Annotated in this window: 9 protein-coding genes; 4 read left to right on the top strand and 5 right to left on the bottom strand. The window is 70.7% G+C overall.

What is annotated here, in order from left to right:
* Window positions 1-34: 34 nt before the first annotated feature.
* The 4 genes from JIW86_RS20620 to JIW86_RS20635 all read right to left on the bottom strand — a co-directional run bounded on the left by JIW86_RS20620 (window position 35) and on the right by JIW86_RS20635 (window position 7,945).
* Window positions 35-1,771, bottom strand: a complete 1,737-nt coding sequence (locus JIW86_RS20620) for a GAF domain-containing sensor histidine kinase (protein ID WP_257555322.1) — start codon at window positions 1,769-1,771, stop codon at window positions 35-37.
* Between the two features lie 24 nt (window positions 1,772-1,795).
* Complete coding sequence (gene cydD / locus JIW86_RS20625) at window positions 1,796-5,347, bottom strand: thiol reductant ABC exporter subunit CydD (protein ID WP_257555323.1); 3,552 nt, start codon at window positions 5,345-5,347, stop codon at window positions 1,796-1,798.
* Window positions 5,348-5,419: 72 nt separating this feature from the next.
* A complete protein-coding gene (cydB, locus tag JIW86_RS20630) occupies window positions 5,420-6,421 on the bottom strand; it encodes a cytochrome d ubiquinol oxidase subunit II (protein ID WP_257555324.1) in 1,002 nt (333 codons plus the stop codon).
* A gap of 18 nt (window positions 6,422-6,439) precedes the next feature.
* Complete coding sequence (locus JIW86_RS20635) at window positions 6,440-7,945, bottom strand: cytochrome ubiquinol oxidase subunit I (protein ID WP_257555326.1); 1,506 nt, start codon at window positions 7,943-7,945, stop codon at window positions 6,440-6,442.
* A 189-nt stretch (window positions 7,946-8,134) separates the two neighbouring features.
* Between JIW86_RS20635 and JIW86_RS20640 the strand changes: the two genes are divergently transcribed.
* The gene (locus tag JIW86_RS20640; protein ID WP_215139768.1) at window positions 8,135-8,503 is read left to right on the top strand and encodes a cyclophilin-like fold protein; all 369 of its coding nucleotides are present in this window, start codon (window positions 8,135-8,137) and stop codon (window positions 8,501-8,503) included.
* Window positions 8,504-8,509: 6 nt separating this feature from the next.
* Here the strand turns inward: JIW86_RS20640 and hisC are convergent, their stop codons facing one another.
* Entirely contained in the window at window positions 8,510-9,589 is a 1,080-nt protein-coding gene (hisC, locus tag JIW86_RS20645) for a histidinol-phosphate transaminase (RefSeq protein ID WP_215139769.1), read from the bottom strand.
* Window positions 9,590-9,950: 361 nt separating this feature from the next.
* Here hisC and JIW86_RS20650 point away from each other — a divergent pair, with 361 nt between their 5' ends.
* The 3 genes from JIW86_RS20650 to JIW86_RS20660 all read left to right on the top strand — a co-directional run bounded on the left by JIW86_RS20650 (window position 9,951) and on the right by JIW86_RS20660 (window position 13,507).
* On the top strand, window positions 9,951-11,066 hold the full coding sequence (locus JIW86_RS20650; RefSeq protein ID WP_215013179.1) for a LacI family DNA-binding transcriptional regulator: 1,116 nt from the start codon (window positions 9,951-9,953) through the stop codon (window positions 11,064-11,066).
* 216 nt (window positions 11,067-11,282) lie between these two features.
* Window positions 11,283-12,542: a metallophosphoesterase gene (locus JIW86_RS20655; protein ID WP_257559374.1), complete on the top strand. Its 1,260-nt coding sequence runs from the start codon at window positions 11,283-11,285 to the stop codon at window positions 12,540-12,542.
* Window positions 12,543-12,691: 149 nt separating this feature from the next.
* Window positions 12,692-13,507 (top strand): hypothetical protein, encoded by an 816-nt coding sequence (locus JIW86_RS20660; RefSeq protein ID WP_215139771.1) that lies wholly within the window; start codon window positions 12,692-12,694, stop codon window positions 13,505-13,507.
* Window positions 13,508-13,597 lie beyond the last annotated feature (90 nt).

The raw sequence follows: 13,597 nt of genomic DNA on the forward strand, positions 1-13,597 counted from the left end.
GAGGGGCAGGCCCCGCGGGATCCGGAGGACAGCTCTAGAGCGGGGCCTCCCACACCAGGGTGGTGCCGCCGCCGTCCTCGCCGATGCCCGGGCCGTACGAGCTCGCGCCGCCCAGCGACTCGGCCCGCCGGCGCAGGTTCCGCAGCCCGCTGCGCCGCCCGCCCTCGGGGATGCCCACCCCGTCGTCGGCGACCTCCAGCCGGACGCCCGGGCGTCCGTCCGCCAGCGTGATCGTGGAGTCCAGAACCACCTCGATCCGGGACGCGTCGGCGTGGCGGAACGCATTGGACAGGGCCTCGCGCAGCGCGGCGATCAGGTTCTTGCCCACCAGTTCGCCGACGACCGCGTCGATCGGACCCAGGAAGCGGTGCGCGGGCTTGAAGCCGAGCGGCACGGCGGCCATGTTGATCTCCCGCAGCACCCGGGTGCGCAGCCCCGAGGGAGCCTCCGCCGGGCCCTGCTGGAGGGCAAAGATCGCCGTACGGATCTCCTGGATCGTCACGTCCAGCTCGTCCACGGCCTTTCCGACCCCGTCGCGGACCTCGGGGACGATGGACCGGCGCTGGGCGCCCTCCAGCATCATGCCGGTCGCGAACAGCCGCTGGATGACCAGGTCGTGCAGGTCCCGGGCGATCCGGTCACGGTCCTCGAACACGGCGAGCCGCTCCCGGTCGCGCTGCGCCTCGGCCATCATCAGCGCGAGCGCGGCCTGCGAGGCGAACTGCGTGGCCAAGGTCCGCTCGGCCTCGCAGAACGGCCGTTTACCGCGGGCCCTCGGGGTGACCAGGGCCCCCAGCACCCGGCCGCCGCTGTGCAGCGGCAGCATCATGCAGGGCCCGTACTGGCTGGTCATCTCGCTGATCATGCGCGGATCCGACGCGGCGTCGTCCACGAAGACCGGCTCGCCCTGGAACAGACTGTGCACGACCGGGCTCTCGGCGGGGATCACCACGCCGAGCGAGGTGGCCGGGTTCTCCGCGGAGACGGCGACGATCTCCATCCCGCCTTCCTCGGCCGGCAGCATCACGATCCCGGCCGAGGAGTCGGCCAGGTGGCGGGCCTGCTCGGCCACCACCGCGAGGGCGTCGTCCGCGTCCCCGCCGGACAGCAGGGCCGTGGTGACGGCCACCGATCCGTCGATCCAGCGCTCGCGCTGGGTGGCGGCCTCGTACAGCCGGGCGTTGCCGATGGCGATGCCCGCCTCGGTGGCCAGCACCCGGACCATGTGGACGTCGTAGTCGTTGAACGGGCCGCCGCCGTTCTTCTCGGCAAGGTACAGATTGCCGAAGATCTCCCCCTGCACCCGGATCGGGACACCGAGGAACGTCTTCATGGCCGGGTGGTGCGGCGGGAATCCGGCCGAGCGCGGATCCTTCGTCAGATCGACGAGCTGGACGGTGTCGGGGTGCGAGATGAGCGCCCCCAGCAGCCCCCGCTTCCCGTCCGGACGGTGCCCGATCTTCCCGGCCAGCTCCGGGCTGATCCCGAACGTGACGAAGTCCGAAAGTCCGCGGCCCTCGGTGTCGACGACGCCGATCGCCGCGTAGCGCGCGTCCGCGAGTTCGGCCGCGGTCTCGCAGATCCGGTCCAGCGTGGAGTGCAGTTCGAGTCCGGTACCGACCGACCTCATGGCTTCCAGCAGCTGCGGTACCCGGGCCGTGAGCTCGGTGGACAGGCCTTGCAGACTCCGGGTGGCCTGGGTGGCGGCCTCCAGCGGGTCCGGCGTTCCCGGTGATGGTTCCGGCGATTCCTTGGACTCCTGCACTGACATGCCCTTGAGCCTAGTTAGTCCCGATTAGCGGGGAAAGTCGGCCTGGAGAAAGTCGGCCACGGTCCCGTCGGCTTCCCTTTCCCGCTCCAGCAACCGCCGCAGCGGTCCCTCGGCGACGGCCAGCTCGGCGTACGCGCCGCGCTGTACGACCTCTCCGCCGTCGAGCACGAGCACCTCGTCGACCGCCTCCAGCCCGGCCAGCCGGTGCGTGATCAGCACGGTGGTACGGCCCTCGGTCGCCGCCAGCAGGTCCGCCGTCAGCGCGTCCGCCGTGGCCAGGTCCAGATGCTCGGCCGGCTCGTCCAGCACCAGTACGGGGAAGTCCGCGAGCAGCGCCCGGGCCAGTGCCAGGCGCTGGCGCTGGCCGCCCGAGATCCGCTCACCGTGCTCGCCGACCAGCGTGTCGAGCCCGTCCGGCAATCCGTCGGCCCACTCCAGGAGCCGCGCCGCGGCCAGCGCATCCCGCAGCTCCTGCTCACTCGCTCCGGTCCGGGCCAGCCGCAGGTTCTCCCGTACCGAGCTGTCGAAGAGGTGCGCGTCCTGGGCGCAGAGCCCCACGAGCACGCGCACGTCGTCGCCGTCGAGCGTGCACGCGTCGGTCCCGCCCACGGTGTACGTGCCTTCGCGCGGGTCCAGGAAGCGCAGCAGGACCTGCGCGAGGGTGGTCTTGCCGGATCCCGACGGGCCGACGACGGCGATGCGCCGGCCGGCTTCCAGGGTCAGGTCCACGCCCCGCAGCGCGTCTCGCTCCTGGCCGGGGTGCCGTGCGGCGAGCCCCGTCAGCCTCAGCGGGAAGGGCGAGCCGGGGGCCGCGGCGGCCTGCTCCGGCTCGGCCACCGGTGCCGGTGCGTCGATGACCTCGTAGACCCGCTCGGCGCTACGGCGCACCCGCTGGCGGTACTGGACGGCGAGCGGAAGGCCGTTGACCGCCTCGAAGGCGGCGAGCGGGGTCAGTACGGCGACGGCCATGACCACCCCGGACAGCCGTCCGTCGTGCACCGCGGTCGCGGCCGCGGCCGCCGAGGCCACGACGGTCAGCCCGCACACGAGGGCGGACAACCCACCGCCCAGCCCGGCCGCGGCCGCTCCGCGCGCGGCGATCCGCGTCAGCACGCCGTCGCTCTGCCTGGCCCGGCCCTTGCGGTCCTCCAGCGCCCCGGCGACGGTCAGCTCGGCGGTGCCGGTGAGCAGATCGGCCACCTGGGTGGCGAGCTCGCCCCGGGCGGGCGCGAGCCGGCGCTCGGCACGCCGGGCGCAGGCCCCGCTGACGAGCGGAACGCCGATGCCGGCGAGGAGCAGCCCGACGGCGAGCGCGGCTCCGGCCTCCGGCAGCAGCCAGGTGGTGAAGGCGACCGAGCCGGTGCCGACGAGCACCGCGGTCCCGACCGGCAGCAGCCAGCGCAGCCAGTAGTCCTGCAGTGCGTCGGCGTCGGCCACCAGCCGGGTCAGCAGGTCCCCGCGCCGGTGCTCGCGCAGTCCGGCGGGGGCGATGCGCTCCAGCCTCCGGTACACGGAGACGCGCAGATCGGCGAGCATCCGCAGCACGGCGTCGTGCGATACGAGCCGCTCGGCATACCGGAAGACCGCCCGCCCCATGCCGAAGGCCCGCGTGGCGGTCACGGCCACCATCAGATAGAGCACGGGAGGCTGCTCGGAGGCCCGCGAGATCAGCCAGCCGGACACGGCCATCAGCCCGACGCTGCACCCCACGGCCAGCGCTCCGAGCAACAGCCCGAGCCGGAAGCGGCCTTGCCACGCCTTGGCCACGGCCCGTACCCGGCGCAGCGGATCGCTCCCGCCCGAGTCGGTCCCGCCGACGGCGCGCGCCCGCTCGGCCGCAGCCCCGAGGATCCACTCCCCGGCGTCGGACGCGGACGGCTCCGGAGCCCCGGCCCGGCCGGCCACCGGCCGGGGGAGCGGCCCGGACCCGGCTCCTGGCGCGGCCATCGCCACCACCCGGTCGGCGACGGCGAGCAGCGCCGGCCGGTGCACGACCAGCAGGACGGTCCGGCCCACGGCCAGCCGCCGGACCGCGTCCACCACGCCGGCCTCGGTCTCGCCGTCCAGCGCCGCGGTCGGCTCGTCCAGCAGCAGCACGGGGCGGTCCGCCAGGAACGCCCGTGCGAGGGCCAGCCGTTGGCGCTGCCCGGCGGACAGTCCGACACCGCCCTCGCCCAGGGAGGTCTCCACCCCGCGCGGCAGTGTGGCCACGAACTCCCAGGCCCCGGCGTCCTCCAGGGCCCGGGTCACCTCCGCTTCCGAGGCTCCCGGGCGGGCCAGCCGTACGTTCTCCCCGATGGTCCCGGCGAACAGGTGCGGGCGCTGCGGCACCCACGCCACCCGCTCCCGCCACTGCTCCGGCGACAGCCCGGCAAGGTCCGTGCCCGCGATCCGAACCCGTCCCGCGGTCGGTGCCACGAACCCCAGCAGCACCTGGAGCAGCGTGGACTTGCCGACCCCGCTCGGGCCGGTGAGGGCCACGCACTCCCCCGGTTCGACGGTCAGCGAGACCGGCCCGGGCGAGTCCTGACCCCGGCCTTCGTACCGGACGGCGACCCCGTCGATCTCGATGCGCAGGGGAGTGCCGCTCGGCAGGGCGGCCCCGCCTGCCGGACGCGCGACAGGGGTCTCCAGGACCTCGAAGATCTCCTCCGCGGCCGCCAGCCCCTCGGCGGCCGCGTGGTACTGCGCGCCGACCTGCCGCAACGGCAGGTACGCCTCGGGCGCCAGGATCAGGATGACCAGTCCGGTGTAGAGGTCCAGTTCCCCGTGGACCAGCCGCATGCCGATGGTCACCGCCACCAGCGCCACCGACAGGGTCGCCAGCAGTTCCAGCGCGAAGGAGGAGAGGAAGGCGATGCGCAGGGTCCGCATCGTCGCTTGCCGGTAGTCGTCAGTGATCTTGCGGATCGACTCGGCCTGGGCCTTGGCCCGTCCGAAGACCTTCAGTGTGGGCAGTCCCGCCACCACGTCGAGGAAGTGGCCCGACAGGCGTGACAGCAACCGCCACTGGCGGTCCATCCGGGACTGGGTGGCCATGCCGATGAGGACCATGAACAGCGGGATCAGGGGCAGGGTGACGACGATGATGGCCGCCGACACCCAGTCCTCGGTGACGATCCGGGCGAGCACCGCCACCGGTACGACCACCGCGAGCCCCAGCTGGGGCAGGTAGCGGGAGAAGTAGTCGTCGAGTGCGTCCACGCCCCGGGTGGCCAGGGCGACCAGTGACCCGGTCCGCTGACCGTTCAGCCAGCCCGGTCCCAGATCCGCGGCCCGGTCCAGCAGCCGGCCCCGCAGTTCCGACTTGACCGCAGCACCGGCCCGGTGCGCGGCCAGCTCCGTCAGCCAGGCGATCAGGCCGCGGCCCAGCGCCACCGCCGCGAGCAGCAGCAGCGGCGTCCGGAGCGCGGCCCCGCCCAGCCCCTCCTCGAAGGCACCGACCACGATCTCGGCGATCAGCATCGCCTGACCGACGACCAGCCCCGCCCCGGCCAGGCCCAGGGCCACCACCGCGCCCAGGAAGAGGCGGGTGGAACGGGCGTACCGAAGCAGGCGCGGGTCGATCGGTTTCACGTGAAACATCCCCCAGGCAGGGTCAGTCGGTCAGGCAGGAGGGGCGGGGCGGCGGGGCTCACACGTCGGAACTCAGTGCGCGTCGACGATGTGATGCGTCCCGATCCGCTTGCGGAACACCCAGTACGTCCAGCCCTGGTAGAGCAGGACGAGCGGCGTGGCCACTGCCGCGAGCCAGGTCATGATCTTCAGGGTGTACGGGCTGGACGAGGAGTTGGTGACCGTGAGGTTCCAGGCATCGTCCAGCGAGGACGGCATGACGTTCGGGAACAGCGTCAGGAAGAGCATCGCGACGGCCGCCGCGATGGTGACCCCGGACAGTGCGAACGCCCAGCCCTCGCGGCCCGCCAGGTTGAAGCCGAGGGCCCCCACCAGCGCGAGCACCGCGACCACCATGGCGATCAGGCTCTTGGCGTCGCCGCGCGTGAACTGGGTCCAGGTCAGGAAGACCAGGGCCAGCACCGCGGTAACCAGGCCCAGCCGGATCGCGAGCCTGCGGGAGCGGTCCCGTATGTCACCGACCGTCTTGAGCGAGGTGAAGACCGCGCCGTGGAAGGTGAACAGGGTCAGGGTGACCAGGCCGCCGAGGATCGAGTAGCCGTTGAGCAGGTCGAGGAAGGTGCCGACGTACTCCTTGTTCTGATCGATCTTCACACCGCGGACGATGTTGGCGAAGGCCACACCCCACAGGAACGCGGGGATCAGCGAGGTCCAGAAGATCGCGTGTTCCCAGTTGGTCTGCCACTTGTCCTCGGGGCGCTTGTGCCGGTACTCGAACGCCACCCCCCGGATGATCAGGCAGACCAGGATGAGCAGCAGCGGCAGGTAGAACCCGGAGAAGAGGGTGGCGTACCAGTCGGGGAACGCGGCGAAGGTCGCACCGCCCGCGGTGAGCAGCCAGACCTCGTTGCCGTCCCAGACGGGCCCGATGGTGTTGATCAGGACCCGCTTCTCCGTACGGTCACGGGCGAGCAGCTTGGTCAGTACGCCGACTCCGAAGTCGAAGCCCTCCAGGAAGAAGTAGCCGATCCACAGAACGGCGATGAGCACGAACCAGACGTCGTGGAGTTGCATCGTGTGGTCTCCTCAGCCTCAGTACGAGAAGGCCATCGGCCGGTCGGAGTTCTTGTCGTCCCCGCCGATCTTGGTGGGCGGGTTGAGGTCGGCCTCCGTGAGTTCGGGGGGCCCGAGCTTGACGTACTTCACGAGCAGCTTGACCTCGATCACGGCGAGCACCGCGTACAGGAGCGTGAAGCCGATCATGGACGTGAGGACCTCGCCCTGGGAGACACCCGGCGAGACCGCGTCCCGGGTGCGCAGGACGCCGTAGACCACCCAGGGCTGGCGGCCCATCTCGGTGAAGATCCAGCCCCAGGAGTTGGCGATGAGCGGGAAGCCCATGGTCCAGAGCGCGACGATCCAGTACAGCTTTCCCCACTTGGGGCTCAGCGCCTGCTTGTAAAGCACCAGGTTCGGGACCTCGTCCTCCGAGGTCCGCAGCCCCGGCGGCAGCATGAACTTCTTGCGGGTCAGCCAGAGCCCCAGCACGCCGACGCCCAGCGAGGCCATGCCGAAGCCGATCATCCACCGGAAGCCCCAGTAGGCGACCGCGATGTTGGGCCGGTAGTCGCCGGGCCCGAACCTCTCCTGCTCGGCCTTGTTGACGTCGTTGATGCCCGGGACGAAGGAGGTGAAGTCGTCGTTCGCCAGGAAGGACAGCAGGCCCGGAATCTCTATCGCGACCTTGTTGTGGCCCTTGTCGACATCGCCGTAGGCGAAGATCGAGAAGGGAGCCGGCGCCTCGCCGTCCCAGAGCGCCTCGGCGGCCGCCATCTTCATGGGCTGCTGCTTGAACATCACCTTGCCGAGCAGGTCGCCGCTGATGGCGGTGCCCAGTCCGGCGATGATCATGACGACCAGGCCGAGCCGCAGCGAGCTGCGCATCACCGGGACGTGCTTCTTGCGGGCCAGGTGGAAGGCGGCGATGCCGGCCATGAACGCGCCGCCGACCAGGAAGGCGGCCGTCATGGTGTGGAAGAACTGGGTGAGCGCGGTGTTCTGGGTGAGCACGTGCCAGAAATCGGTGAGCTCGGCCCGGCCGCGCTCCTCGTTGATGCGGTAACCGACCGGGTGCTGCATCCAGGAATTGGCCGCCAGGATGAAGTAGGCGGAAAGGATGGTGCCGATGGACACCATCCAGATGCAGGCCAGGTGGATCTTCTTCGGCAGCTTGTCCCAGCCGAAGATCCACAGACCAATGAAGGTCGACTCGAAGAAGAAGGCGATCAGCGCTTCGAAGGCCAGCGGGGCCCCGAAGATGTCACCGACGAATCGCGAGTAGTCGGACCAGTTCATGCCGAACTGGAACTCCTGGACGATGCCGGTGACGACACCCATCGCGATATTGATCAAGAAGAGCTTTCCCCAGAACTTCGTGGCCCTGAGGTACTTCTCCTTCTCGGTACGCACCCACGCGGTCTGCAGGCCGGCCGTGAGCGCGGCGAGCGAGATCGTCAAGGGGACGAACAGGAAGTGATAGACGGTGGTAATACCGAACTGCCATCGCGCCAGGGTCTCTGGCGCCAAAGCTAGGTCCACGTCGTCGTCTCCTTCGGTTCGCCGTGGTCACAGCCGCAGTCTGCCTGTTGTGTCCCGCTCAATTCGGGAGGAAGCGGGACACGCTTGTGAACGCGTTCACATTCACAAGCATTATGTCGCACCGGCATCCGGCCCCTTCGGGCGGGTCCCCTCTAGCCAACAGATTCAACAGATTGTTGAATGCGGCTCATGAAGATACGAATCTCCTGGCCTGCGGGTCAGCTCACCGCAACCCTCGACGAGACCCCGACCAGCAAGGCGCTGGCCGAGGCCCTTCCGATCTCCGCCTCCGCGAACACCTGGGGCGAGGAGGTCTACTTCGACACCGGCGTCTCCGTCGCCCTGGAGCACGACGCCCAGCAGGTCGTCGAGCCCGGCACGGTCGCCTTCTGGACCGAGGGCGACGCGCTCGCCCTGCCCTACGGCCCCACGCCCATCTCGCGCGGAGGCGAGAGCCGCCTGGCGAGCCCGTGCAACGTGCTCGGCTCGTTCGACGGCGACCCCCGCCTGCTGTCCACCGTCCGCGACGGCGATCCCATCCGCGTGGAACTGGCCTGACCAGGCCTACAGCTCCTTGAAGAACGCCTCCGCCGTGTGCAGGAAGAGGTCGTTCGCCTCGGTCTCACCGATCGTGACCCGCAGGCCCTCGCCCGCGAAGGGCCGGACCACCACACCGGCCTTCTCGCAGGCCGCCGCGAAGTCGGCCGTCCGCTCCCCCAGCCGCATCCACACGAAGTTCGCCTGGGTGTCCGGCACGGTCCAGCCCTGCGCGAGGAGCGTCTCGTGCACCCGGTTCCGCTCGCACACCAGCGCCCCGACGCGCCCCATCAGCTCGTCCTCGGCGCGCAGCGAGGCGACCGCCGCGTCCTGCGCGAGCTGGCTGACGCCGAAGGGCACCGCCGTCTTGCGCAGCGCCGCGGCCACCGGCTCGTGCGCCACAGCGAAGCCGACGCGCAGGCCGGCGAGCCCGTACGCCTTGGAGAACGTACGCAGCACGCAGACGTTCGGGCGGTTGCGGTACAGCTCGATGCCGTCCGGCACGTCGGCGTCGCGCACGAACTCGCGGTAGGCCTCGTCCAGCACCACCAGGACGTCCGAGGGCACCCGGTCCAGGAAGCGCTCCAGCTCGGCACGGCGCACGGCGGTGCCGGTGGGGTTGTTGGGGTTGCAGACGAAGATCAGCCGGGTCCGCTCGGTGATCGCCTCGGCCATCGCGTCCAGGTCGTGCACATCGCCCTCGGTCAGCGGCACCCGCACCGAGGTCGCACCCGAGATCTGCGTGATGATCGGGTACGCCTCGAAGGAGCGCCAGGCGTAGATGACCTCGTCGCCCGGGCCGGCCGTCGACTGGATCAGCGACTGGGCCACACCCACCGAGCCGGTGCCGGTGGCGATGTGCTCGACCGGCACCCCGAACCGCTCCGCGATCTCGTTCACCAAGCCGGTGCAGGCCATGTCCGGGTACCGGTTGAAGTTCCCGGCCGCCGCGACCGCGCTCTCCAGCACCCCGCTCAGCGGCGGGTAGGGGTTCTCGTTCGAGGACAGTTTGTACGCGACGGGCCCGCCCGCGGCAGCCGGCTTCCCGGGCTTGTACGTGGGAATGCCATCCAGCTCGGCGCGCAGCCTCGGGCTCTTCTCGCTCACCGCAGGTCCTCCTCGACCATCCCGTCCGACGTCGCCGTCGACTCAATACTGCTCACCTTATGAGGATTCCGCTCTCCCGAGAATGGGGGCGCCTGGAATGCGGGGGAGCGCGCGCATATATGCGCGCGCCGGTGGCCTGCGCCGTGGCGCGCGTCCCTCGTGCAGGTGAGTTGAGACCGGCCCGAGACCACACCGTTTTGGCATGCCCGTGGCCGCCGACAAGCTTCACCACAGGGTCAAGGGATCAAATGCCTTCAGTTCCAAGGTCATTGGGGGTGGCGAACCATGCAGAAACGTGCCTGTCAACGCGTGCATATGCACACGGACCACCCACCCCACCGAGCCCTACTATCGGCTCGCCATGACAGCAGCAGGGAAGCATCAGGTGAGCCGGACCGAGACCACCCGGCGGGCCGCCGGCCGACAGGGCCGGGCAGGCATCAGGGACGTGGCCGCCGCGGCGGGCGTCTCCATCACAACCGTCTCCGACGCGCTCAATGGCAAGGGACGGCTGCCCGACGCCACCCGCCGCCACGTTCGCGAGGTAGCCGACCGGCTGGGCTACCGCCCGTCAGCCGCCGCCCGCACCCTCCGTACCGGCAAGTCGGGCCTCATCGGCCTGACCGTGACGACGTACGGGGATGAACCTTTCACCTTCACCGAATTCGCCTACTTCGCCGAGATGGCCAGGGCCGCCACCTCCGCCGCGCTCGCGCGCGGCTACGCCCTCGTCATCCTCCCCGCCACCTCCCGACACGACGTGTGGTCCAACGTCGCCCTCGACGGCACCGTCGTCATCGACCCCTCCGACCACGATCCCGTCGTCACCGAACTGGTCCGCCAGGGCCTGCCCGTGGTCTCCGACGGCCGCCCGGCAGGCTCCCTCCCCGTCACCGCCTGGGTCGACAACGATCACGAGGCCGCCGTACTGGGCCTGCTCGACCACCTCGCCGCCGCCGGCGCCCGCAGGATCGGGCTGCTGACCGGCACCACCACCGACACCTACACCCGGCTCTCCACCACCGCCTACCTCAGCTGGTGCGAGCGCGTCGGCCAGGACCCCGTCTACGAGTCCTATCCCGCCCACGACCCCTGCGCGGGTGCCGTGGCCGCCGACCGGCTCCTCGCCCGCCCCGACCGGCCCGACGCCGTGTACGGGCTCTTCGACCCCAACGGCACCGACCTGCTCGCCGCCGCCCGGCGCTACGGCCTGCGCGTCCCGGAGGACCTGCTGCTCGTGTGCTGCAGCGAATCCACCGTGTACGCCAACACCGAACCGCCCATCACCACCCTCTCCCTCAAACCGCGCCGCATCGGCACCGCCGTCGTGCAGCTGCTCATCGACGCGATCGAGGGAGTGGACACCGGACGCCCCGTCGAACAGGTCGTCCCGACCGAGCTCATCATCCGAACTTCGTCACAGCGCAGGCAGCCCCGTACGACCGTCAGCCCGCCCCGTTCTCCGGCCCAGGACTGACCGCCAGACCGTCCGGTCGGCTTGGCCAACAGCCCGGCCGCGGATTTCCGCAACACCGATATCGGGAGAAATCGGCAGGAACGATCGGCTCCGCAAAGGATTCACCACCCCTGGTGCGTCACAGAGCGCGAGCCGCATTCCTATGATGGGCGCACGACATCACGGACCCTCCTCCCTGGAGGTCAGGAGGGTCCGCAGGTGTACGGCAGCGCGACGGTGGTGGAGGGGTCGATGACTCAGGGGGCCGGTCAGGGACCCGCGATGCGGACGGAAACGCTGCGGGACTTCCGGGTGCCGGTCACCGAACCCGTTCCGTACGCCGTATCCGCCGGGCTGCCCGATGAGGCCCCCGTCTACGGCGAGTACCCGGCGTACTACGAGGACGGCGCACGGAGCGTTCCCCCGCAGCCGGGCTACACGCCGCAGTCGGCCATGCAGCCCGCGGCACCGCCCGTCCCGCATCACAAGGCGTACGAGGTCCACGAGGTGCACGCGGTCACGGAGCCCGAACCCGCATCCGAGCCCGACGACGACTTCGACGGGTACACCCCGACCCACCGCGACCTGCCCGTCATCGGGCGCGGCGCGCTCGGCGGCCCCGGCGACACCGTGCAGGTCCAGTACGTGCCCCAGGACGTGGCGGCCGCCGGTCCCGGCCCGCTCTACGTCGTCGGCGACGTCCACGGCTACCTCGACGAACTCGTCACCGAACTCCACGCCCAGGGCCTCATCGACGCGGAGCGCCGCTGGTCCGCCGGGAACGCCCGCCTCTGGTTCCTCGGCGACTTCACCGACCGCGGCCCCGACGGCATCGGCGTCATCGACCTCGTCATGCGGCTGTCCGCCGAGGCAGCGGCCGCCGGCGGCTACTGCAAGGCCCTCATGGGCAACCACGAGCTGTTGCTCATCGGCGCCAAGCGGTTCGGCGACACCCCCGTCTCCTCCGGCGCCGGCACCGCCACCTTCCAGGCGGCCTGGCTGCTCAACGGCGGCCAGCGCACCGACATGGAGCGCCTTCAGGACGTACACCTGCAGTGGATGTCCCGCCTGGACGCGGCCGTCCTGGAGGAAGGGCACCTGCTCCTGCACTCCGACACCACGGCCTACCTGGACTACGGCGACTCGATCGAGGACGTCAACGACACCATCCACGAACTGCTCAACCGCAACGACGCCGACATCACCTGGGACCTCTTCCGCAAGTTCACCAAGCGGTTCGCCTTCCGCGACGAGGAGACCGGCCCCGGAGCCGTACGCGAACTGCTCGGTACCTACGGCGGCAGCCGCGTCGTGCACGGGCACAGCCCCATCCCCTACCTGCTCGGCGAAGTGGGCACCGAGGACGGTGACGAGTCCCGCGGACCGGAGGCAGTGGACGGCCCCCACGTGTACGCGGCGGGGCTCGCCATCGCGATGGACGGCGGGGTCACGATGGCGGGCAAGCTGCTCGTCGTGCAACTTCCTCTGAGTGACTAAGGGTTGTCACGCAGGGGGTATTTCTGGAAAGCCCCTGTCAACCTGCGGTGTGGGCCCTCTACCATCGCTCTATCCGTAGCAGGCTCTCCTCCGTTTGTGCCGGCGCCCGGGTCTACGCGGGCAAACCGGCCCCCACGGAGCATCGGGGGATGCACATGACCAGCGCTCCGCACCTGCTGACCGAAGACCGACCGGAGTTTGATCGGCTCCTCGACGAGGCGCTGCGCACCGCACACGAACGGCCCGAGCTCGCCGCCCTCGGCGAACGCCTGAACGCCGAACAACTGCGCACCATGGCCCTGGGGGCCAGCGCCCTGCTGACCGCAGCCGCCGCCACCGAGTACGACCACTACGTGAAGGTCCGCGAGGAACGGCGCGACGAGGTCCTCTCCACTCCCGGGACGACGGGGGAGGAGGCCGGCGGACAGGCCGGCGCGGGCGGCGCGGGCCTCGGCGCCGTGATCGTGGTCCTCGCGCCCGTCCTGGCCGGCACCGCCATGCTGATATTCCTGCTGGTGGGCTACATCCTGAAGATGATCGAGCCCGAACCGGCCTTCGCCGAGACCATGCTGACGGCGGGTTCGTTCTTCGGGGTGCTCACCGTCGCCGCCCTGGTCTTCGCCGTGATCGGCCTGCTGGTGACTGCCATACGCAACGGCGCGACCGAGGTGGCCGCGGACGGGGCCGAGGAGATACCGGACGAGGTCGCGCGGGCCCGCGAGGCCTGGCGGCACGCACTGCTGGAGCGCGGCATCATGCCGTTCCTGCGAGACGCGCTGGCCGACCCGAGCGCGGGAACCGGTTTTCCGGCCCCCCGCAGACGCGGCAGCCGGATGCCCCACCTGGGGTACACGGCTCCTGATTTCACCAGTCCGGGATCCCCCTCCGAGGGCCCCCGGCCCGGCTACACGCCGCCGGACTTCTCGAGTCCGGACTTCGGCGGCCCGGAACACGAACCGCAGTAGAGCTCGCCCGCGGCCGTCGGTGTTTCACGTGAAACCAAGGCGCCGCCCCCGGCCAGACCGGCCGTGGAGCGGCGCCCTTGTCGGTGAGCC

Source organism: Streptomyces sp. NBC_00162 (assembly GCF_024611995.1).
In the GTDB taxonomy this organism is placed as follows: Bacteria; Actinomycetota; Actinomycetes; order Streptomycetales; family Streptomycetaceae; genus Streptomyces.

Coding starts and splice junctions, on each gene's coding strand:
- JIW86_RS20620 (WP_257555322.1), bottom strand. CDS start 1,771: ATGTCAGTGCAGGAGTCCAAGGAATCGCCGGAACCATCACCGGGAACG.
- cydB (WP_257555324.1), bottom strand. CDS start 6,421: ATGCAACTCCACGACGTCTGGTTCGTGCTCATCGCCGTTCTGTGGATC.
- JIW86_RS20640 (WP_215139768.1), top strand. CDS start 8,135: ATGAAGATACGAATCTCCTGGCCTGCGGGTCAGCTCACCGCAACCCTC.
- JIW86_RS20650 (WP_215013179.1), top strand. CDS start 9,951: ATGACAGCAGCAGGGAAGCATCAGGTGAGCCGGACCGAGACCACCCGG.
- JIW86_RS20660 (WP_215139771.1), top strand. CDS start 12,692: ATGCACATGACCAGCGCTCCGCACCTGCTGACCGAAGACCGACCGGAG.